Consider the following 21,774-nt stretch of genomic DNA (forward strand, 5'->3'; position numbering starts at 1 on the left):
ACTTCTCCGTATTTCGCAGATGCATGCAGGAACGGCCGGCATTTTAGCGCGAGCCAATAATCCGGGCCATGGCGGCCCGTTTATGGGCTGGGCGCGTGTCGGCGGCTCACGCGCGAGCCTTATTGCGCGGCGGCCAGCGTAGGCGTGCGCTCGCCGAGACAACCGAGCCCCGCCAGCGTCGCCTCGATGGCCGCGTCGAGCGGCGTGTGCGGCTCGCGGCCGAGCGTTGCGACGAGTCGCGCGTTGTCGAGTTGAAGCGTTTCGCGCCACAGGTAGCGCATCTCCAGCATCTCGCGCGGCGTCGCGGCAAACGGCGCCGCCGCATAAATCAGCGGCCACGGGAATGCCTTGCGCTGCGCGTGCAAGCCATGACGCTGCGCGACGCGGCAGATGGCGGCGGCCATTTGCGTGCCATCGGCGTCCCAGTGCCCGCCCATATGAAAGCGCGCGAAGGGCGCGAGTGTCGTGCGCATCTCGATCAGTTCGAGAATCGCACGGGCGACATCGGGCACATAGGCCCATGCGTGGCCCACGCCGCGCACGCCCGGCTCGCGCACGGTGCGCACGGGTTGTCCGGCCTTTACGAAACCCTGCGCGAGCCAGCTATTGCCCACGCGCGGGCCGAAAAAGTCGCCGGCGCGCACGATGATCGAGCGCACACCGTGCGCCGAGGCCGCTTCCAGGCGCTGCTCCAGGGCGACGCGAATCGCGCCCTTGCGCGTGCGCGGCTGTTGCGGCGCGTCCTCGCCGACGAGCGGCAGCGCTTCGGGGCCGAAGTTGTAGACGGTGCCGGGCAGCACCACAGTGGCGCCCACGGCTTGTGCGGCGGCGAGCGTGTTGTCGATCATCGGCAGCACGAGTTCGGCCCAGCGCCGGTAGCCCGGTGGGTTGACCGCGTGCACGATCACGTCGCAGCCCTGCGCGGCGCGCCTCACGGCGGCGCGGTCCATGACGTCGCCGTGCAGCCGTTCGACGCCGCGGCTGGCGGGCGCGGTGGCAATCGCATGGGTTGCGCTCGAAGTGCTCGAAGCACCCGAAGCACTTGCCGTGCGCTGCAACGCCCGCACGCGCCAGCCAGCGCCGATCAACTGCCGCGCGACCTCACCGCCGATGCCGCCGCCCACGCCCAGCACGAGCGCCGTGCGGCCCGTTTCGAAAGATCCCGTAGCCATGTCCGTTCTCCGTTTGAAGCGTTTCGATGGCGTGATTCTGCGCGTCTCGCGACATATAAAAAATTGCCGAAAGCTGTGTGGCGGCTATACATTTATGCATGGGCTCACCCCCACACACACTGACCAGATAGAAGGTTACGAAACGATGGACATCATGGACGAACGCGAACCGAACTGGGAGTGGTACCGGAGTTTCCTGCAGGTCCTGGAAACCGGTTCGCTGTCGGCAGCCGGGCGTTTGCTGGGGCTCACGCAGCCCACCATCGGCCGTCACATCCAAAGCCTCGAAGCCGCACTGGGGCTCACGCTTTTTACGCGTTCGTTCGACGGGTACTCGCCAACCGAAGCGGCTCATGAGTTGAGGCCCTATGCGCTCGAGCTTGCGGCGACCACGGCCGCGTTTCGGCGAGTGGCGAGCGGCTACGGGTCCGGGGTTCGCGGTGCGGTACGGGTGACGGCGAGCGAGGTGATAGGCGTCGAGGTTTTGCCGCCGATATTGACCGCTCTGCGCCACGCGTATCCGGAACTGACCATCGAACTCGTATTGTCGAACAAGGCGGACGATCTTTTGCGTCGTGAAGCAGACATCGCGGTACGTATGTTCCGGCCCGTCCAGGAGGCACTGGTTGCGAAGCGCATTGGAGCGATCGAAGTCGGTTTGCACGCTCACGAACGCTATCTGGCGCAACATGGCGTGCCGGCGTCGATGAACGAGTTGTCTCGCCACACGATGATTGGCTTCGATCAGGAGACCGCATTCCTTCGCTCGGTCGTGGAAAAGAATAAAGCGTATATGCGAAGCGGCTTTGCATTTCGGGCCAACAGCGACCTTGCCCAACTGGCTGCGATTCGCGCGGGATTCGGCATTGGCGCGTGTCAATCGCCCTTGGCGGCAAGAGACGGGAGACTGGTCAGAGTGCTCCCGGGTGCGTTTTCACTGACGTTGGACACGTGGGTCGCCATGCACGAAGATTTGCGCGGGAGTGCTCGCTGCGCAGTGACATTTGCGGCGCTGGCTTCAGGTCTGAAGGCGTATATACACGGCACGTTGCCGGAAAGGTGATTCTTCAAAAAGGCCCGCGTTCTGTCCTTCACGGGATCTCGCAGCAACTGATCCGGTGGACCCTCTTCGACGACAACGCCGCCATCCATAAACAGAATCTTGTCGGCAACCTTTGGGTTGCATTGCCGGCGAGTCCGACTTTGAAAGCAGTCGCAGCGCAAGCTCGCGGGCCGCATCCTTTTTCATGCCGTGAAGTCTTGCACGCCATCCAGCCAGACCTCGCCGCTGTTCAAGGTCTCCAGATGGTTGATCGAACGAAGCAGCGTCCCCGGTCACGGCCCGAGAGTCAAGCCGCGCTTGCGACCTCGATGACAGGTTCGCAGCGAATCGGAAAATTGACCGAATTCGCGACGTAGCACTTCTCGTGTGCGGCGTGATGGAGTTGCCCGGCAAGGCTGGGGTCGTCGCCGGCGCGTATCGTCACGCGCGGATGCAGCACGACCTCGCTGAAGCGTCCCGCCTCATGGCCGCCATCGATCATGGTGCCTTTCGCCTCGTCCACGTAAGCAAGCACCGCGATGCCCGCATCGGCGCACAGATGCAGATACCAGAGCTTGTGGCACGCGCTGACCGAGGCCACGAGCAGTTCCTCGGGGTTCCAGCGATCGCGGTCGCCGCGAAACGCCGGATCCGACGAACCGGCGATGGCGGGTTTGCCCGCCGCTTCGATCGTATGATCGCGCCCGTAGTCGCGATAGCCCGAAGTGCCGGTGCCACGATTGCCGGTCCATTGCACGGTTACTGTGTACTTGTGCTCTGTGTGCGCCATTTCGGTTCCTTGTGCTGTCGGTCAGCGCGCATTATCCCATCCCGGGCGTCTGCCGGGCTGGCGCACCGTGTGCCCGATCTCGCGGTGAACGCATGGCGATGCGCTACGCATTTTTAGGTGAAATTCGGTCGAATTTCAGGGGAATTTCAGCAGAAGTCATCGATCCCGGCGATAATCGCTGCGATTAGCCACCACTGCCTCTGATCGCAGCGCCTCACCCGGCGCGCCTACGCCACGCGCCGTTCGACGAAAACAAGAATTCACGCGACAAATTTATGTATTCGATCTTGCCCGCGTTCGTATCCGCCTTGTTTCTCGGGTTCGGTGTGTACGTGCTGCTCACGGAAGGCGTGACGCGCCTTTCGTTGCCGTTCGCGGCGATGTGCGGGACCACCTTCGTCTGGCAAGGTACCTGGGCGTTCCTGTTCCAGATTTCCGAGCCCGATCTTGCGGCGGCGTTCGTCAAGTTCGGCTATCTGTTCATCCTGTTTCTGCCCACGACGTTCTATCACTTCGTGATCGAAGTGACTACGCGGCGCAGCGAGCGTCCGCTGCTCTTCGCCTCGTACGGTTTGAGCATCGTGCTCGCCATGGTGCTGCTGGTGAGCAACGAGGTGGTGTCGGGCTACGGCAGTTTCTTTTTCGGCAAGTATCCGCGCGCGGGATTGCTGCATCCGGTGCACGTCGCGCAGACCGTGCTGCTCGCGCTGCGCAGCGCATGGCTGCTGCTCGCGGCGCGGCGCCGGACCCACGCGCGCGACCGCCGCAAGCTGCTCGATCTCTGCTTGCTGAGCCTGTGTCTTTACGGGCTCGCCGCATCCGACTACGCGGTCAACTACGGCATCGCGTTCTATCCGGTGGGTGCCATCTTCATCGCCGTGAGCCTTGGCATTCTCGCCGTGACTATCGTGCGTTACGGCCTCATGCGCCCGTATTTGCTAGCGGCGACCGTGGCGCACGAAGTGGCCACGCCGCTTGCCGCGATCGGCATGCACGCCGAGGAAATCGGCAACGTACTGCCCGAACTCATGCGCGGCTACCAACTGGCCGTGCAGCACCAGTTGTGCGTGGATGGCCTCTATCCGGGACAGTCGGAGCGCCTTTCGTCGCTGGCCTCGTCGATACAGCGCCAGGTGGACAGCACCAGCACCGTCGTCGAGATGTCGCTTGCGTCGTTTACGCTCGACCGGCTCGACCGCCGCACCTTCGAGGCCTGCTCCATTCGCTCCTGCGTGAACGCGGCGCTCGAGCGCTTTCCATTCCGCTCCGGCGAACGCGAACTGGTCAAGGTCTTGCCGATCGACCCGCAACTGAAGTTCTCGGGCTCCGATTCGCTGATCGTGTTCGTGCTGTTCAATCTGCTCAAGAACGCGTTGTTTGCGATTCACGCGAGCCATTCGAGCCATTCAAGCCACTCGAGCGGCAGCGGCCGTGTGGAAATCGGGGCGACGAACGAGGATGGCTATTGCGTGCTGCGCTTTTCCGACAACGGCCCCGGCATTGGCCCCGACGTGCTCCCGCATATTTTCGAGCCGTTCTATTCGACCAAGTCTCACGGCAAGGGGGCGGGCATGGGGCTCGCGTTCTGCCAGCGCGTGGCTCTCGCGCTGGGCGGCGCGATTGCCTGCGAATCCGAGGCCAATGTGGCGACCACGTTCACGCTTCATCTGCCCGAACCGGGGTCCGCCGCCGACCGGGCGCTCCACGATCCGGCGGGCAAGCCCCGCCGTTGGGCGGCGGGGCAGGACTACCCGGGTTGAATCGATTGACGGCCTGAATCTGGCCTGAATCTGGCCTGAATCTGGCCTGGATATCACGTCGACATCACGTGGATATCGGCTGGATTCGCGCCTTGGTTGGCCCGTTTGTTGGCCCGTTAATTGGCCCCTGCGGGCAGAATGAACTCATATTCCTTGACGCGCTCGATGATCCCCGGCGGGAAACGGCGAATCCGCTTGTCGGTGCCGGCAAAGAGAATCTGCTGATAACCGAGCGAAACGGGACGCCCGTCCACGCAAAAGCGAAACACCAGATAGGCGGAGCATTGGCGCACCTGGAAGGTATTCAGATAGCAATCGACGCGTTGAAACGGAAACGTCTCTTGCACATATTCCTGGTGCGCACGCTTCGTGACGAAGATACCGCCCGCCGCGAGCAGATTATTGTGGATGCATTCGTGGAACCAGCGCTCGCGGCAAATACCCTGCCATTCGAAATAGCGGGCGAAGTAAGTGTTCATGAACGCATTCGAATCCTTGAGGTAAATGTCGATGACATGATGGAAGGTCTTGCTTGGCGTGGCTTCCATGATTTCGTCGGAAAGGCCATGGGCGCCACGGGAGAGCACAGCGGGGATCGATTCACGGGCATTCATTGAAGTGCTCCAGATGAAGATGGCCGCAAGCGGCGGCCACGCATGCCTTCGATGTTTGAGGACATGCGCCAATTCTCTTCGTCTTCCCTTGCCGCCAAAACCGGCTTCATCACATAGTCGAGACGATCTTCCGGAAGCTCGAGTGTGGTGGGTCGTATGCAAACGCGCACTCGCGTGCCGGTGCAAACGATTCCGTACGTCCGAATGCGGGATGAAGGCCGTCCGGGGCATGTGCAACGGTTGCCGGGCGCGCCCGCGAGGCCGCATAATCTGGCAGCTTGCGGTGCGCCGTGCGCAATGAGTGGTGCATCGCGTCGCGTCGCGGGTCTGTAGCGAGTACTGAGGCCATTACATGAGTTCCATCGTCAGACAGCCGGTTTTCTACCCCGTATCCGTGGTTTTCCTCGACGACAGTGTGGATTTTCTTCACGCACTGCGCGGCTTCTTCCCCAATGCGTCCACGCATCATTTCTTCACCTCGCAGGCCGAGGCGCGCGCGTTCGTGGAGGCACACGGCGCAGGCGGCGCGGGCCGCAGTCCGATGTCGGGCGCGGTGTGGTCGGAGTTCGAGAAGCGCGGCGGCAATGCGCTGGGCCAGGACGCAATGGCCGACGCCAACCGCTTCTCGGAAGTCGCGGCCCTCGTGGTGGATTACGACATGCCGGGGCAGGACGGGCTCGAATTTCTTGCCTCGTTGAAAGACGCGAACTGCACGCGTATCCTGCTCACCGGCACTGCAAACGAATCGCATGCCGTGGACGCGTTCAACGCGGGGCTCATCGACTTCTACCTGAAGAAGACCGATCCGGGCATGACGCGCAAGCTCGCTCAGGCGCTTGCCAATGCGCAGCGCAAGTTCTGCGCGGTGCGCGGGCATATCGGCGTGCACGGCGTGGGCGCGGCCTATGCCGGGCGGGGCACGGCCGAGGAACTGGAGGCGCTCGTGCAGCGCGAGCGTATCGTCGAATATTATTGGCGGCCTGAGCAGAACGCCGTGCTCACGTTCGACGCGGCGGGCAACGCGGGCGTGTTTCTCGCGTGGGACGCCCACGACTGGGCGGCGCAATGCGATGTCGTGACCGACGAGGGCGGACCCGCCGCCCTGCGCGAGGAGATGGAAGGGCGCCGCATCATGCCGGTGTTCTGGCCCGGCGAAGCATACCGGCCGGGCATGGCCCGGGTGGAGTTCGCGGTGCCGCAGCCGGTGCCGGGCACGCAGGACACGCACGTCAGCTGGAAGCGCATCGACGGCCTGGAGCTTGCGCCGGAATTCGTAACCTATGCACAGTGGTTGCGTTCGCAACGGCCTGCTTGACTTAGCGATGTCATCGCCGGTGTGATAGCGTGAACAGGCCCTGGCAAACGCGCGGCGCAGCGGATGGCGGTCCTCCGGCGTCGCGCTGTCAAAGGACCAACGCAGGACAAACGCATGCAGACCACCGAACTTACCGATTGGCACCAGTTCATGGAGCTGACGACCCAGCTCGACGGCTGGGCATTTCGCGGGCAGCAAAACGCCCAATGGCGGCTGGAGAGCTCGCTTTCGCGCTATATGCGCGATTTCCTCGGCGACCCCAGCCAATGGCGCGCGCGCGAGGAACGCGCGATCCGGGTGTTTCGGCGCAAGGCGCACAACTTCCTCGCGCATCCCGCCATTCTCGCCGACGACCTGCGCTGTCTCGCGCTCATGCAGCACCACGGCGCGCCCACGCGGCTGCTGGACTTCACGAAGAGCCCGTTCGTGGCGGCCTTCTTCGCGCTCGAACGCGCAACCGGCGACTCCGCGGTCTACGCGCTGAACACGCCCGCGCTCTGGAACAACCGCGCCCGGCCGAAAGCCGACCCGGTGCTCACGCGCGACGTGATCGACCCTCGCGTGCCGGGTCACTTCGAGCGTTATTTCTTCTGCAATACCAATGAAATCCTGTGGTCGGGCGAGCCCACCGAAATGGACGACCGGCTCGTGGCCCAATCGGGCACTTTCGTCGTGCCGGGCGTGATTGACCGGCCGTTGCAGAGCATCCTCGACGGCTACGAAAGCAACGAGGAATTGCTGCATCAAATCGTGTTGCCCGCGCGCATCCGCATGGACGCGATGAAGTGGCTCTATCGCATGAACATCACGAATGCCTCGCTGTTTCCGGGGCTGGATGGTCTCGCGCGCTCGATAGGCGTGGAGCTGGAGATCGTGTGGTCGGGGATGATGCAGGCGCAGTGAGGGGCGGGTGGCGCTGGGAAGCCGTCTGGAACCCACAGTGGCCAAGGCTGTTTTAATGAAACGGACCTGTGCGTTTCATATGCAAGCGGCTCTGGAGTCAGTGCTCGACGGGGATACCCGCGCCGTTCAGCACCACACGACGCGGTCGTATGCGACCGTGCGCCGGTAGACGTTCTTGCCGCGCCAGCTCGAATACTCCATGTACGCGCAGTCGAGCACCACGATCCAGTTTGTTACGTTCATTGCCATCCCCATAGTTGGTTTGGTTTGAATGCAAGACTAGTCTACGTCTGCGATTTGTGGGACGAATTCGCGAGCAAAGCGAGGTTAACCGCTCAGTTCTCGTATTTGCGTTGCGCGCCAGCAACTCTTCCGCCCCACGCCTCGCCTTACACATTGCGGCGCAACCGCGGTGCCCGGGCATGCTAAAACCCTGCGCCGCCCGCACGTGCCCGGGCTCCAGGCGAAAGAACCGCATACGCGTGGATTCAGGTTTGCCAAAACGTGGCCGTTAACCCTGTTATTAACCGTCTCGTTCACCGAGTTGCACCCAGCCAACCGGCTGGCCCGCTGGCCCAATTCGCGAGTTCCAGGCGATTGCCGCCCGGCTCGCCGTACCCGGCAGCGCACCGATTCCGCCCAGGCAAGTCTCTTACCGATGATTACCGCTCCACTTCCGCTCGATGAGGATCTGCGCCTGCGTTCGCTCAAGCGTCTCGAGATTCTCGACTCGGAGCCGGAAGAGGCGTTCGACCGCATCGCGCGGCTGGCGGCGTGGGCGTTCAAGGTGCCCATCGTGCTGGTCTCGCTCGTCGACGAGGATCGTCAGTGGTTCAAGGCGCGCCATGGGCTCGCGACGTGCGAGACGCCGCGAAGCGTATCGTTCTGCGCGCATGCGGTGTTCAGCAAGCGCATGCTCGTGGTCGAAGACGCACTCGACGACGAGCGCTTTCTCGACAATCCGCTCGTGCTGGGCGCCCCGCACATCCGCTTCTATGCCGGCGCGCCACTGCTGCTCGCCGACGGCCAGGTGGCGGGCACGCTATGTCTCATCGACACCGTGCCGCGCAGCTTCGACCCACACGACGCCGAAGTGCTCGCCGGCTACGCGCAGCTCGTGGAGCGCGAACTGGAAGTGCGCTCGCAACTGATCCGCTTGCAAACGGCGCATGAGCGCGACCGCCGCTCGCTCGCGATCAGCGAGGCGCGCTTTACCACGGTGTTCAAGGAAACGCCGGTCGGCAATGCCCTCGTCGATCTCGACGGCCGCTTTCTCGACGTCAACCAGGCGTTCTGCGCGATCGTGGGCTACAGCGAAGACACCTTGCGCACGCTCACGTTCGCCAAGGTCACGCATCCCGACGATCTCGCGGAGGACCTCGCGCTCGTGGCCGAATTGCTCGCGGGCAAGCACACCGCCTACGCGATGGAGAAGCGCTACATGCGCCCGGACGGCACGGCGATCTGGGTCAGTCTGGCGGTGACGCTCGTGCGCGATGCAGCGGGCGTGCCGCTGCATTTGATCGCCGCCGTGCAGGACATCGACAGCCGCAAGAAGAGCGAGAAGGCGCTGCGCAACTATCACGTGGAGCTGGAGGAACGCGTGCGCGAGCGCACCGCCGAGTTGCGCCGCAGCCGGGATGCGTTGCAGACCATTACCGATAACCTGCCCGCGCTGATTGCCGTGGTCGATCGCGACCTGCGCTATCGATTCAACAACGAGGCCTTCAGGCGCGTGTTCGGCACGCCGTCGGTGGCACTGCGCGGTGCGAGCATTCAGGACACGCTAAGTCCCGAGGTGTTCGAGTCATTGCAGCCGCTCTTTGCGCGTGCGCTGGCGGGCGAGCGCGTGACCTGCAACGAGGTGCGCTATCGCGCCGACGAAGAGCGTGTGTGGTGCACCACCTATATACCCGCCGAGCGCGAAGGCAAGGTGACGGGTTTCTACGTGATGTCGCACGACGTTACCGAGCAGCGCCGCACGGAGCAGCGTCTGCGCGAGAAGGCGCTGATCGATCCGCTCACGGGGCTCGCGAACCGGCGTGCGCTGCAAGAGGAACTGGGCGCGATACTCACGCATGTGGGCGCCGTCGCGCTCTTTTTTATCGACCTGGACGGCTTCAAGGGCATCAACGACCGCTTCGGCCACGATACGGGCGACGCGTTGCTGCGCGAGGTCGCGCGTCGCCTCGCGGCAACGGTGCGCGCGGGTGACATGGTGAGCCGCCTCGGCGGCGACGAGTTCGTGGTGGTGAGCCGGGGCGTGGCCGATGCGCCCGGCGCGGAGCGCATCGCGCAGGCGCTCTGCCATGCGCTCGCGCGTCCGTTCGTGGCGGGCGGCACGATTGTGGAGGCCAGCGCGAGCGTGGGTGTGGTGTTGCGAGGCACGGGCGATGCGGCGCGAAGTGTGCGTATGCACGATACGCTTGCGCTCGCCGATGCCGCGATGTACGAGGCGAAGCGCGCGGGGCGCAACACCTGGCGTCTTGCGCGCCACACGGCAGCGGACAAGGTGAAGCTCAACGAGACGCGCTATCCGGCCGAGAAAGCGAAGAGCAATGCGAAAAAGCACAGCGAGTTTTGACGCATGTAATACCGCACGTAATACTTTAGGACTTCTCTTGTTTCGCTGGGCGTTGCGTGTGTGGAATATGGCTAACTCCCGGGCCATTCCATTCACGCGAACATGAACTCCGCAATCGTCGTTATTCCCACCACCGGCGCAGCAGAACTCGAATGCGCAATTCAGTCGGTCCTCGACCAGACCGTGCCTACCGACGTGCTTGTGATTTTCGACGGGCCGGCCTTCGCGCGGCCCCTCGCGTTGCCAGCCGATGCGCGCGTGCACACGCTGGTGCTGCCGTTCAATACGGGCGGCGCGCGCACGAGCCGCATCCCGGCCTCGCAGCGCGGGCGCTGGTACGGCGCTCGCGTCATGTGCGCGGCTGGCTATCTCGTGAACAACGACTACGCAATGATGCTCGATCAGGACAACTGGCTGCGTCCCGACCACGTGGCGTCCTGCATCGCCGCGCTCGAGTCGCGGCCGGCTGCGCCATACGAAGCGGTGTATGCGCTGCGCTCGATCCATCGCAAGGACGGCAGTTTCGTTTGCCGCGACGACTGCGAAAGTCTCGGCCTGCATCATGGCGTTAGTGGCAGTCTGATTGACACGAGCTGCTACTTCTTTCGCACCGACTTTCTCATGAAGATTTCGCACTTCTGGCTGTGGGGCTGGGGCGGCGACCGCCGCTTCCTGCTGCGCCTTGTGCAGGCGCACGGCACGGACTGCTTCACGGGCACGGGGCGCTATACGGTGCATTACCGCCTGGGCGGCAACGAGGGGTCGGTGCCCGAGGCGCTGTTCGCGGAGGGCAACGCGCACATGCGGGCGTTGCACGGCGCAGCGGCGCCCATGCCCTGGGCTGTCGAGTGAGCGGGCACGGGCACGGGCACGCACTACGGCCCGACCGGCTTCATTTCACGGTCTGCACCACCTCGAAGCCTTCGAACTCGGGATGGCTCAGATAAGTCGGACGGCTCTGGCCCGCATTACCCGCATTTCGATGAGCGGCGCGAAACGCATCGGAGCGCGTCCAGGCTTCGAACGCGGCATGGCTTGCCCAGATCGTGTGGCTCGCATAGAGCACGTGGTCCTCGCGCTGCGGGCCTTTGAGCAGATGAAATTCGATGAAGCCGGGCACCTCCTTCAGGTGCGTATCGCGATTCTTCCAGACATCCTCGAACGCGGCCTCCGAGCCCAGCGCGACCTTGAAGCGATTCATGGCGATGTACATGCGGCATTCCTTTTGTTTAGCGAGTTTGGCGAGTTTGGCGATATTCGATTATGCATGCGCCTCCGCCGCCACGGGCGGGCGCAGCCCGCTGACCGCCGCGGTAAGCCCATGCCCATCCACATTGTTGCGCAGCACGAGTTGCAGCTCATGCCGCTGCGCAATGCGCATCGCAATCGAAAGCCCGAGTCCGCTACCCGTGCCCTGCACATGGCTCGCCCGGTAGAAGCGATCGAGCACGCGCCCGAGATCCTCCTCGGGAATGCCGGGCCCATTGTCCACGACTTCGAAACCCAGTTGCTCGCCCGTGCGCGTGAGCACGAGATCGATCTTGCCGCCTCGCGGCGTATAGCGGATCGCGTTGTCGAGCAGATTGTTCAGAAGCGTGATGAGCCCGTGCGGCTCGGCGGACACGTTGCAGACGTCGCCTTCGGTCACCGGCGCGCGCATTTCGAGGCCGAGGTCGATGCCCCTCTCCTCCGCGAGCAGCGAGAAGTCGCCAATGGCCTGTTCGCCCAGCCGCCGCAGACTCACCACGGCGATGGGCAGCGTGGGTTGCGCGTCCTCGCGCGCGAGCGTGAGCAATTGCTGCACGAGCCGGATGAGGCGGTTCAGGCGGGTTTCGATACGCCCGGTCGTTTGCGGCTCGCCAGTGAGCGTGCCGTCACGCAGCGCCGCCTGCAATTGCAGCTTGAGCGCCGCGAGCGGCGAGCGCAATTCGTGTGCGGCGTCGGCAATGAAGGTGCGCTGCGCCTGCGAAGCGGCATTCAGGCGCTGCAGCAGGTCGTTGAGCGCCTCCACTAGCGGACGCAGCTCGATGGGCACCGAGCCGTCCAGCTTGATCGGCTCCAGCGCGTTGTACGAACGCGCGGCCAGCAGCGCGCAGAGGGCGCCGACGGGCGCAAGCCCGCGCGCCACCACGAGCAGCACGAGCACGATGGCCACCGGCACGAACAGCGCGAGCGGCCAGAGCGTATGCAGCGCGAGCCGCAGCGCCAGCGCTTCGCGCACGGAAATGGGCTGGGCCACCTGCACGAAGCGCCCGGACTGCTGCACGCCGAAGATGCGCCAGTGCGTCTCCGCCTGCTCGATCGTATGGAATCCTTCCGGATTGCGCGGCAGCGGCGCATCGTGCGATGTATGGTAGATCGGCGTGCCGTTGGCATCCCAGATCTCGATGAGAATGCGGTCGTCGGCGATGCCCTGCAGGTCGGGCGCGGCATGCTCCGTGTGGCCTTCCTTGAGGTTCGACGGCAGCGAGAGCGCCACGGCGCGCAGTTCATAGTCGAACAGCTCGCTCGCCTCGTCATGCGCAGTGTGAAAGATGCCGAAGCCCGCCACGGCCGAGCCGGCCGCGAACCCGCAGATCAGCCAGCCCAGCAGCCGGCGGCGGATCGATCTCATTCGCCCCTCTTCAGCCGGTATCCCACGCCGCGCACCGTGACGATCTGCTCCGCGCCGATCTTGCGGCGCAAGCTGTGCACATGCACTTCGATCGTGTTGCTGCCCACCTCTTCGCCCCAGCCGTAGAGCCGTTCTTCGAGCTCGGCCTTGGTGAACACGCGCGCGGGCTCCTCGATCAGCACGTGCAGCAGCGCGAATTCGCGCGGCACCAGCGAGACCGGCGCGCCGCCCTGGGTCACCTCGTGCGCGGCCGGGTCGAGCGCGAGGTCGCCGTGCGTGTAGACGGGCTGCTTGCGGCCCGTGCGCCGCCGCAGCAGCGCGCGGGCGCGCGCGGCCAGTTCGTCGAGGTCGAAGGGCTTGACGAGGTAGTCGTCGGCGCCGGCGTCGAGTCCGCCCACGCGGTCCGTCACGCTGTCGCGCGCCGTGAGGATCAGGATCGGCGCTTCGCCGCCGCGCCGCCGGTAGGCGGCCATGACGCTCACACCGTCCTTCTTCGGCAGCCCCAAGTCGAGCAGGACGAGGTCGTAGACATCATTGGCGAGCGAAAGCTCGGCCTCGCGTCCGTCTTTCGCCCAGTCGACGGCATAGCCTTCGCGGCGTAGCGCGTCGAGCACGGGCTCGGCAATCATTTCGTCGTCTTCGACGAGCAAGAGACGCATCGTGGTGCTCCAGGTCGCTTCTTCTGTCTGCAATTGTCGCTCAGTCGCGCACATGGCATCGCCTTCGTCACGCATCAAGGTCCGTATTCCGTCTTTCGCACGGCGCTTTGCCGTGCCTCGTCCCGTGAGGCGCATTGTGCGGGCGGCACGCTTATGCAAGCCTTAAGGGTACGATCGATGCGCGCCCGGTGCCTCAATGTAGGTAAAACGTAAGCCATGCGCAATTGCCGATTTTCGATAACACGTCGATTAATGACTCTCTAGCATGGTCTTCAACATCCAGCGCGGCTCCGACCGCGCGGGCCACCATTACAACGCGCTCGTGGCCCTGATCTCCGTGGTGTTTCCCGTCCTGGACTATGCTTATTTTCTGGAGAAGAGTGAAAAGCGAGCGAGTGAGCGGCTGCGATATGCAAGACAGCAGGAGTTGAAGCGATGTCCTCAGTGTCCTATACAGAGACGATTGGTTCGCGCACGTACCGTTTCGCGGACCTCAAGACCTTGCTCGCCAAGGCGAGCCCGCTGCGCAGCGGCGACCAGCTCGCGGGCGTGGCGGCGGCGAGCGAGGAGGAGCGCGTCGCCGCGAAGATGGCGCTCGCCGGCGTGCCGCTCAAGACCTTCCTGAACGAGGCGCTGGTGCCTTATGAGGAAGACGAAGTCACGCGCCTGATCGTCGATACGCACGACAGCCAGGCGTTTGCGCCGGTCTCGCATCTCACCGTGGGCGATTTTCGCAACTGGCTGCTCTCGCCCGAGGCGGACAGCGCGACGCTCGAACGCGTGGGGCCGGGCATCACGCCGGAGATGGCGGCGGCGGTCTCCAAGCTCATGCGCAACCAGGACCTCATCGCGGTGGCGAAGAAGCGCCCCGTGGTCACGCGCTTTCGCAACACGGTGGGGCTGCCTGGGCGCATGTCGGTGCGCCTGCAACCGAATCATCCGACCGACGACATAAAGGGCATCGCCACATCGATGCTCGACGGCCTCATGTACGGTTGCGGCGACGCGATGATCGGCATTAATCCGGCCAGCGATAGTCTTTCCGCCATCGTCAAGCTGCTCGCGATGATCGACGGCTTTCGCGAGCGCTACCGCGTGCCGACGCAATCGTGCGTGCTCACGCACGTCACCAACACAATCGCGGCCGTGGAGAAAGGCGCGCCCGTCGACCTCGTGTTCCAGTCGATCGCGGGCACGCAGAAGGCCAACGCGAGCTTCGGCATCTCGCTCGCGCTGCTCGGCGAAGCGCGCGACGCGGCGCTCTCGCTCAAGCGCGGCACGGTGGGCAACAACCTCATGTACTTCGAGACGGGGCAGGGCAGCGCGCTCTCGGCCAACGCGCATTACGGCGTCGATCAGCAGACCTGCGAGGTGCGCGCCTATGCCGTCGCGCGCCGCTTCGAGCCGTTCCTCGTGAACACGGTGGTGGGTTTCATCGGCCCGGAATATCTCTACGACGGCAAGCAGATCATTCGCGCGGGGCTGGAAGACCACTTCTGCGGCAAGTTGTTAGGCATACCGATGGGTTGCGATATCTGCTACACGAACCATGCCGAAGCCGATCAGGACGACATGGACACGCTGCTCACGCTGCTGGGCGCGGCGGGCATCAACTTCATCATGGGTGTTCCCGGCGCCGACGACGTGATGCTCAACTACCAGAGCACCTCGTTTCACGACGCGCTTTATGTGCGCGACTTGCTCGGGCTGCGGCGCGCGCCCGAGTTCGAGGAGTGGCTGGAAACGATGGAGATTGCCGACGCGAAAGGTGCGCTGCTGCCCACCTCGCCGCGCGTGCCGCTGCTGGCGGGCGCACCTGAGTGGATGGGAGTGAACCCATGAGCGACGCCGTCGAAAAAAATCCGTGGGCTGGGTTGAAGGCGTTCACGAATGCGCGCATCGCGCTGGGCCGCGCGGGCAACGGTCTGCCGACCGCGCCGCTGCTTGCGTTCGATCTCTCGCGTGCGCAGGCGCGCGACGCGGTGCATCAGCCGCTCGACGTCGAGGCATTGCGGCACGACCTCGAGGACGCGGGCTTCGCGACGCTCAGTGCGGCGAGCGCCGCGCCCGACCGCGATCATTACCTGCGGCGGCCCGATCTCGGGCGGCGGCTCTCGGACGAGAGCCGCGCGGCGCTGGCCGATGCAGGCCGCGCGAGCCGCGAGGGCAAGGAAGGCAACGCAAGCGGCGCAGGACCCGACATCGTGTTCGTGATTGGCGATGGGCTTTCCGCGTTCGCTGCGGCAAAGCAGGCCTTGCCACTTTTGCGAGCGGTGCGCGAGCGCCTGAACGCGGATGCCGCGGCGGGCCACGGCTGGCGTGTCGGCCCTGTGGTGGTGGCGCGCCAGGCGCGCGTCGCGCTCGGCGATGAGATCGGCGAGTTGATGGGCGCGAAGCTCGTGGCGATGCTCATCGGCGAGCGGCCGGGTCTGAGTTCGCCCGATAGCCTGGGTGTGTATCTCACGTGGGCGCCGAAGGTGGGTTGCCACGATGCCATGCGCAATTGCATCTCGAATGTGCGGCCCGAGGGCCTGCCGTATGATGCGGCCGCGCACAAGCTGCACTATTTGCTCGCGCATGCGCGGCGGGTTGGGATTACTGGCGTGGGCCTCAAGGATGGTAGCGATGCGCTTCTGCCTGCGGCGCATGTGGGTGAGCGGTTCACGTCTGTGTAGCGGATGTTTGTATCGCAGCGGTTTTTTGCGTTTCCTTGTATTCGTGTCGGTCTGCCTGGGTTGCCCCTGTGCGGGGCGGCACCTACTTTTCTTTGCAGCGGCAAAGAAAAGTAGGCAAAAGAAAGCCGCTCAAACCGCCAGTGTGACGCAGTACACCTCTTGCCGTTAATCGGAGCGGTTCCGGAGCGTCTGTCATCACGCGCCGTATAACAGAGTGACTAAGGACTCATCCATCCGGCGGCGCTACGCGCGCCGTGGGGCATAATCCAAAACAATCAGGATGCCTGTGGATCGGTGCTGTGCATGCGCCTTCGAGTGCCCAGGCAGAACCCTTGGTTTCCCCTGCAGACCCGACCGCTGCGCGCGTAGCGAGCAGCGGGATGTGCGGGCCCTTTGTCACTAACGTTGAAGGTGCGAGGTGACGGATGCCCCGGAACCACTTCGATTAACGGCAAGAGGTGGACGGCGTCACACTGGCGGTTTGAGCCGCTTTCTTTTGCCTACTTTTCTTTGCGGCTGCAAAGAAAAGTAGGTGCCGCCCCGCACAGGGGCAACGCTGGCAGACCGACACGACCACAAGGAAACGCGAAAAAAGCATACTCCGCGCTCAGTTTTATTTATGCGGTTGTATTAGCGATTATTTATTCAGATATCTGATGATTTACCGGCCGAGCCACAAACTTACCCGGGCTCGTGCCGGTGAGGCGCCGAAACATACCGATGAACGCCGACGAAGTCGCATAGCCCAAGTCCAGTGCCACCGATTCCACGCTGCGCCCGGCTTGCAGCAGCGGCAACGCGCTCACGAGACGCAGGCGCGCTCGCCACTCGGTCAGCGACATGCCCAGTTCGCGCTGCGCGTGCCGCATCAGCGTGCGCTCGCTCATATGGAACGCGGCGGCCAGTTCGGCGAGCGGGCGGTTATCGGCGGGATTGTCGTGAAAGACTTGCAGCACGGTGTTCAACTCGGGGTTGTCCGCGTGCGGGAGATAGCTGCCGGTGGTGGCGCAGGTGGAGAGCAGGTCCACCAGCACGCGCAGCAGCCGCGCGCGCGAAGGCGATTCGCTGCCGTCGTGTCCGGCGGGCGGCAGCGCGCGCAGATGTTCGAGCATCGTGCGCACGAGCGGCGAGACCATCATCGCGCAGGTTTGCGCGGGCATGGCGCTGCACAGTTCGCGGCTGATGTAGACCGAGCAATGCACGGTCTCCGCATGATTGAAGCCGACGTGCTCGGTGCCCGGCGCAATCCACAGGCCCATATGCGGCGGTGAGAGAAAGTACCCCTCGCCGGTCGTGACCTCCGTGATGCCGCTGAACGAATAGACGAACTCGCCCCACGGATGCCGCATCGTCGGATAGCGCGCGTGCGACGGCAGGTGCTCGGTGCGGAAATACACCGGCACGGGCAGCGTGTCGGCGAACGGCGGCGGGCTCACGTGCTGCAACACGTTGCGCGTAGTCGTGGTGGCCTGAGGGCGGGATTTCGGCATGGCGCGAACGGATGCGACCTGGCTGGGACGACGGGCAGTTTTTTCCGTGAGCCTGTTACGCGTGAATGAGCGTTCTGCGCAAGGCGGCGAAGAACAACTCAGATTGCAGGCGCTCGCTTTGCACCTGGTCCGCGACCCGTTGCGCGAGGTCGGCGGCCACGGGCCGTAGCGCGCGACCGGTCGAGCGCGCGAGCACTTGCGATGCGCACGCGCGCTCCAGGTAGTAGAGATCGTCGAACGCGTAGTCGATGCGCTCGCCGCACACCACCACGCCATGATTGCCGAGGAAGCCGATGTCCTTGCCGGCGAGCGCATGCGCGATGCGCTCGCCTTCTTCGGGGCCGAGCGCCAGGCCGTTATAGTCGCGATCCAGCGCGATGCGGCCGTGGTAGCGCATGGCGTTTTGCGAGAGGGTGGTGTCGAGCCCGCCGTCCTCGGTCAGCGTGAGCGCCGTGGCGTAAGGCATATGAGTGTGCAGAACGCAGGTCTTCCCGGCGATGCGATGGATGGCCGCGTGGATGAACATGGCCGTTGGCTCCACTTCGTGCCGGCCGGCGACCAGGGAACCGGCCGCATCCACGATCACGATGTCGTCGCCGCCCACCTCGCTCCACATCAGGCCGCGCGGGTTCAGCAAGAAGAGTCCATCCTCGCCGGGAAGCGCGACGCTGAAGTGATTGCAGACGCCCTCGCCCAGCCCGTAATGCGCGGCAGCGCGCAGCGCAAGGGCGAGATCGGCGCGCAATTTTTCGACTTCCGGGTCGTGAAATATGGCGGGAAACTCGTTCATCGTCTCATCTCCTGTTTCGGGCCGGGCGTTGCCGAATTTCGTGGTGCGTTGCGTGGCTGCCCGGCGGGGTTCAGTTTCCCGGCTAGTGGCGTTGCTGTCCAGCCCCGCCGGGAGGATTCGATTGTCGATTTATTGGACGCGCGCGTGAACCCGCGCAGGCTGGGTTTGCTCCTCGCGCAGCCGGTAGCGCCGGTTCAACCACGACGCCGCCACGACGCAAATCGCGAGTGCGCCCGTTGCCGCAGCCTCGATACGGTGCTCCTCGCCCAGCAACATCATGATCAGCACGCCGCAGATGAACGCGATGACCGCCCACGTCAGCCACGGAAAGCACCACATCTTCAACTGAAGGCCGTCTTTCGCCAGCTCCAGCTTGGCGCGCGTCCGAAGCTGCGAGACTGCGATGACGAGATACACGAGCAGCGCGATCGCGCCCGATGTGGCCAGCAAAAAGCTGAACACCTGCTCGGGCACCAGGTAGTTCGCGATCACCGTCAGGAAGCCGAACGCGGTGGAGGCCAGCACGGCCGCGCGCGGCGTACCTGCGTGGTCGGTCGTGCGCAGCATGGCCGGTGCGTCGCGCCGCGCGGAGAGCGAGTAGAGCATGCGCGACGCCGTGTAAAGCGCCGAGTTCAAGCAGCTCGCGACCGACAGCAGCACGACCACGTCGATGATGGCCTTCGCGTTCGGCACGCCGATCAGTTCCATCGCGCGCTGATACGAGCCCTGCGACGTCAGGAGCGGATCGGTCCACGGAACGAGCGCGGTGACGACGAAGATCGAGCCGAAGTAGAACAGCGAGATGCGCCAGATGACCGAGCGGGTGGCGCGCACGATCTGCTGACGCGGGTTATGCGATTCCGCGGCGGCAATGGTGACGATTTCCGTGCCCATGAACGAGAACATCGTGGTGAGCATGGCCGCGAAGACGGCGCCGATACCGTTCGGCATGTAGCCGCCGTTCGCCACGAGCCGCGAGACGCCCGACACGCCGGAATGCGGCAGGATGCCGAGAATCGCGGCGCCGCCGATGCAGATAAAGACGACGATGGCGACCACCTTGATGAGCGCGAACCAGAATTCGAATTCGCCGTAGTTCTTGACCGAGAGAAGATTCGTGACGGTCAGGATGAACGTGATCCCCAAGGCATAGACCCACGTTGCAATGGAGGGAAACCACGTATTGAGGATGGTGGCGCCGGCGGTGGCTTCGATCGGGATGACCAGCACCCAGAACCACCAGTACAGCCAGCCGATCGTGAATCCGGCCCAATGGCCGATGGCGTGATCGGCATAGGTGGAAAACGAGCCGCTGTCGGGCTGCGCCGTGGCCATTTCGCCCAGCATGCGCATGACGAGCACGACGAGCATGCCTGTGAACACATAGGCGAGCAGGGCTGCCGGCCCGGCCTCTGCGATGGCGTGGCCCGAGCCCACGAACAACCCCGCACCGATCACGCCGCCGATGGACATCATCGTCACGTGCCGCTGCTTGAGTCCGCTGCTTAATTTCGCGTCCTTCGATACCTGCATGTCTTCTCCGATGTCAAACATTTGAGTCCAGTGCAGCGCACAAAGTCTCGTTGGCCCAGAAAAGTGAGTCAAGGGAGAATCCATGCGCGCTTGATAGTGGCGCGGTTCCGCATAAGGAATGCGGCTGGATCCGTTTTTTTCCGCGCCTACTGGATGAAATCCGATTGCCGATCGCTACACATAGAACGATTGCGCCATCGTCAGGCATCGAAACGACGCTGTCCTTGAACCGAGCCATAGCGCATGACGATGATTTCGGACTACGGATGTTTTACGCAGTGGACAGTGCATGTACACACCTGTTCGCGGCACTGACGCACTCAGGCGGCGATCCGCCATCCCTCACGCATAGCGCGCGAGAAACATGTCGGCGGCGGCTTGCGCGATCTGCTGCTGTTCGTCTTCGCCTAGCGGCGGCTGTCCCATCGTCACTTGCGGCCAGAACGCAAACGCCTTCACGAGCCCATGCAGTTGCTGCGCGGCGAACAGCGGATCGTCGACGCGCAGGCGGCCGTCGGCGGCGGCCGCGCGGATCCATACCGTCACGTCTTCTTCGCGCTGCCCGAGGCGCGCCACCATGTCCCGCGCCCGCTCGGGCGAGTGGATGCCGGCTCCGATCGCCACGCGCGCGAGCGTGAGAAACGCGTCGTCGGCCATGAGGCGCAGCTTGCGCAGCAAGAGCGCCAGCAATTGCTCGCGCAGCGGGTCCGCTGCGCGGTACGCGCTCGGAGCGCCACCCGCGCTGGCGTCCCAGAGCTGATGCAGGATCGCCTCGAACAGTGCCTCCTTGCTCGGGAAGTGGTTGTAGACCGTGCGCTTCGAAACGCTCGCGCGGGCCGCGATGCGGTCCATGCTGGTGGCGTCGTAGCCGGCGGCGAGAAATTCCTCGATGGCCGCTTCGAGTATGGCGGCGCGCTTGCGGTCGGTCAGGCGTTGGGGGGCGGAGGCGTTTGGATCCATGCAGGGATTTTACTGTGCATCGCCAGCCGGGCTGAATCCGGGTCTTACTCCACGGACAGGCGCGCGCCGATCCGGGCGGCGGCGTCGCGAAGCTCCTCCAGATGGCGCGCGGCCATTTCCTCCACCTTGAAAAGCCGCTCGATCCATACGATGTTGACGCAGCCGGCAATGGAGCCATCGGGCGCCGCGATGGGCACGGCGAGCGCGGACAGGCCGTCGTTGTATTGCGCCCGCGACTGGTCATACGCGCCGCCGAAGTTGCGCTCGCGCGCGCCGTAGCCCTGGCGGCGCGTTTCATTGATCAACTGCCGGACGTAGCGCCCGTCGTGCGCGCGCTCGTCGCCGGGCCGCTGCCCCTGGCGCAACGCTTCGAGCAGGGATTCGCGTTCCTCGTCGGGGCAGAACGCCAGATACGCGCGGCCGACCGCCGAGCGCAGCATGTTGATCTCATATCCGAGCTTGTCGCGGTTGACGACGAAGTACGAGCGCTTGCGGTTCGACTCGCAGAGCGCCATCGTCGTGCCGCGCCGCACCGCGAGGTCCGATGGCCAGAGGATGCGGGCCTGCAATTGGTCCAGCTCCGTAACCGCGCATTCGATCAGATGATCCACGCGATCGAGGCGCCGCGCGCGCGCCTGCAACGTATAGCTCGGACGAAAGAGCCCATCGGCCAGTCGCTGCCAGATCAGCCCCTGGCGCTCCAGGGTCAAAAGAATACGCAGCAATGTGGCCTTGGGAATGCCCGTGTGCAGATGCAGGTCGTGCAGGCTGGCGGCCTGAAGTTCCTGCAGGGTCTTGAGCGTGACGAGGCCTCGTTCGAGGGCGTCGATGGTCTTGACTTTCGGTGACCACATGGCCGGAATCCGTTGCGTT

19 protein-coding genes are annotated in these 21,774 nt (G+C 64.3%); 8 read left to right on the forward strand and 11 right to left on the reverse strand.

All coding sequences use genetic code 11. From position 1 onward, the window contains the following. Positions 1-119: 119 nt before the first annotated feature. Positions 120-1,172, reverse strand: coding sequence for an NAD-dependent epimerase/dehydratase family protein (locus tag L5014_RS26455; RefSeq protein ID WP_238466760.1), 1,053 nt, complete (start codon positions 1,170-1,172; stop codon positions 120-122). 154 nt (positions 1,173-1,326) lie between these two features. On the opposite strand from L5014_RS26455, the gene L5014_RS26460 reads away from it, so the two are divergent. Continuing rightward, positions 1,327-2,235 carry a LysR family transcriptional regulator gene (locus L5014_RS26460; protein WP_238466801.1) on the forward strand — a complete coding sequence of 303 codons (909 nt, stop codon included), beginning with the start codon at positions 1,327-1,329 and terminating at the stop codon, positions 2,233-2,235. A gap of 286 nt (positions 2,236-2,521) precedes the next feature. Here the strand turns inward: L5014_RS26460 and L5014_RS26465 are convergent, their stop codons facing one another. Then, positions 2,522-3,004 carry an OsmC family protein gene (locus tag L5014_RS26465; protein WP_238466761.1) on the reverse strand — a complete coding sequence of 161 codons (483 nt, stop codon included), beginning with the start codon at positions 3,002-3,004 and terminating at the stop codon, positions 2,522-2,524. Between the two features lie 275 nt (positions 3,005-3,279). Between L5014_RS26465 and L5014_RS26470 the strand changes: the two genes are divergently transcribed. Further along, entirely contained in the window at positions 3,280-4,764 is a 1,485-nt protein-coding gene (locus L5014_RS26470) for a sensor histidine kinase (protein ID WP_238466762.1), read from the forward strand. 116 nt (positions 4,765-4,880) lie between these two features. Here L5014_RS26470 and L5014_RS26475 read toward each other — a convergent pair whose 3' ends face one another. Continuing rightward, positions 4,881-5,378: an acyl-CoA thioesterase gene (locus tag L5014_RS26475; protein WP_238466802.1), complete on the reverse strand. Its 498-nt coding sequence runs from the start codon at positions 5,376-5,378 to the stop codon at positions 4,881-4,883. A 352-nt stretch (positions 5,379-5,730) separates the two neighbouring features. Between L5014_RS26475 and L5014_RS26480 the strand changes: the two genes are divergently transcribed. The 4 genes from L5014_RS26480 (at position 5,731) to L5014_RS26495 (ending at position 11,032) form a co-directional block, all read left to right on the forward strand. Continuing rightward, positions 5,731-6,693, forward strand: coding sequence for a response regulator (locus L5014_RS26480; protein WP_238466763.1), 963 nt, complete (start codon positions 5,731-5,733; stop codon positions 6,691-6,693). Positions 6,694-6,807: 114 nt separating this feature from the next. Then, positions 6,808-7,596: an FRG domain-containing protein gene (locus L5014_RS26485; RefSeq protein WP_238466764.1), complete on the forward strand. Its 789-nt coding sequence runs from the start codon at positions 6,808-6,810 to the stop codon at positions 7,594-7,596. Positions 7,597-8,254: 658 nt separating this feature from the next. Next, complete coding sequence (locus L5014_RS26490) at positions 8,255-10,180, forward strand: PAS domain S-box protein (protein ID WP_238466765.1); 1,926 nt, start codon at positions 8,255-8,257, stop codon at positions 10,178-10,180. Positions 10,181-10,282: 102 nt separating this feature from the next. Further along, positions 10,283-11,032, forward strand: a complete 750-nt coding sequence (locus L5014_RS26495; protein WP_238466766.1) for a glycosyltransferase family A protein — start codon at positions 10,283-10,285, stop codon at positions 11,030-11,032. A 40-nt stretch (positions 11,033-11,072) separates the two neighbouring features. Here the strand turns inward: L5014_RS26495 and hmuQ are convergent, their stop codons facing one another. Genes hmuQ through L5014_RS26510 form a run of 3 tightly spaced genes read right to left on the reverse strand, consistent with a single transcriptional unit; the run spans position 11,073 to position 13,453 of the window. Further along, positions 11,073-11,393: a heme-degrading protein HmuQ gene (gene hmuQ, locus L5014_RS26500; RefSeq protein ID WP_238466767.1), complete on the reverse strand. Its 321-nt coding sequence runs from the start codon at positions 11,391-11,393 to the stop codon at positions 11,073-11,075. A gap of 48 nt (positions 11,394-11,441) precedes the next feature. Further along, positions 11,442-12,794, reverse strand: a complete 1,353-nt coding sequence (locus tag L5014_RS26505; protein WP_238466768.1) for an ATP-binding protein — start codon at positions 12,792-12,794, stop codon at positions 11,442-11,444. Then, entirely contained in the window at positions 12,791-13,453 is a 663-nt protein-coding gene (locus L5014_RS26510) for a response regulator (protein ID WP_238466769.1), read from the reverse strand. The genes L5014_RS26505 and L5014_RS26510 overlap by 4 nt, the downstream gene beginning before the upstream one ends. 444 nt (positions 13,454-13,897) lie before the next feature. Here L5014_RS26510 and L5014_RS26515 point away from each other — a divergent pair, with 444 nt between their 5' ends. After that, positions 13,898-15,295: an ethanolamine ammonia-lyase subunit EutB gene (locus L5014_RS26515; RefSeq protein ID WP_238466803.1), complete on the forward strand. Its 1,398-nt coding sequence runs from the start codon at positions 13,898-13,900 to the stop codon at positions 15,293-15,295. Further along, positions 15,292-16,128, forward strand: coding sequence for an ethanolamine ammonia-lyase subunit EutC (eutC, locus tag L5014_RS26520; RefSeq protein ID WP_238466770.1), 837 nt, complete (start codon positions 15,292-15,294; stop codon positions 16,126-16,128). Before L5014_RS26515 ends, eutC begins: the two co-directional genes overlap by 4 nt. Positions 16,129-16,769: 641 nt before the next feature. Here the strand turns inward: eutC and L5014_RS26525 are convergent. The 5 genes from L5014_RS26525 to L5014_RS26545 all read right to left on the reverse strand — a co-directional run bounded on the left by L5014_RS26525 (position 16,770) and on the right by L5014_RS26545 (position 21,755). Then, a complete protein-coding gene (locus L5014_RS26525; RefSeq protein WP_238466771.1) occupies positions 16,770-17,618 on the reverse strand; it encodes an AraC family transcriptional regulator in 849 nt (282 codons plus the stop codon). Between the two features lie 55 nt (positions 17,619-17,673). Beyond that, on the reverse strand, positions 17,674-18,408 hold the full coding sequence (locus L5014_RS26530) for an aldolase (RefSeq protein WP_238466772.1): 735 nt from the start codon (positions 18,406-18,408) through the stop codon (positions 17,674-17,676). 129 nt (positions 18,409-18,537) lie between these two features. Next, a complete protein-coding gene (gene gabP, locus L5014_RS26535; RefSeq protein WP_238466773.1) occupies positions 18,538-19,941 on the reverse strand; it encodes a GABA permease in 1,404 nt (467 codons plus the stop codon). Between the two features lie 342 nt (positions 19,942-20,283). Next, positions 20,284-20,901, reverse strand: coding sequence for a TetR/AcrR family transcriptional regulator (locus L5014_RS26540; protein WP_238466774.1), 618 nt, complete (start codon positions 20,899-20,901; stop codon positions 20,284-20,286). A gap of 44 nt (positions 20,902-20,945) precedes the next feature. Further along, positions 20,946-21,755: an IclR family transcriptional regulator domain-containing protein gene (locus L5014_RS26545; protein WP_238466775.1), complete on the reverse strand. Its 810-nt coding sequence runs from the start codon at positions 21,753-21,755 to the stop codon at positions 20,946-20,948. Between the last annotated feature and the right edge of the window lie 19 nt (positions 21,756-21,774).

The organism is Paraburkholderia tagetis (genome assembly GCF_022213065.1).
Taxonomy (GTDB): domain Bacteria; phylum Pseudomonadota; class Gammaproteobacteria; order Burkholderiales; family Burkholderiaceae; genus Paraburkholderia; species Paraburkholderia tagetis.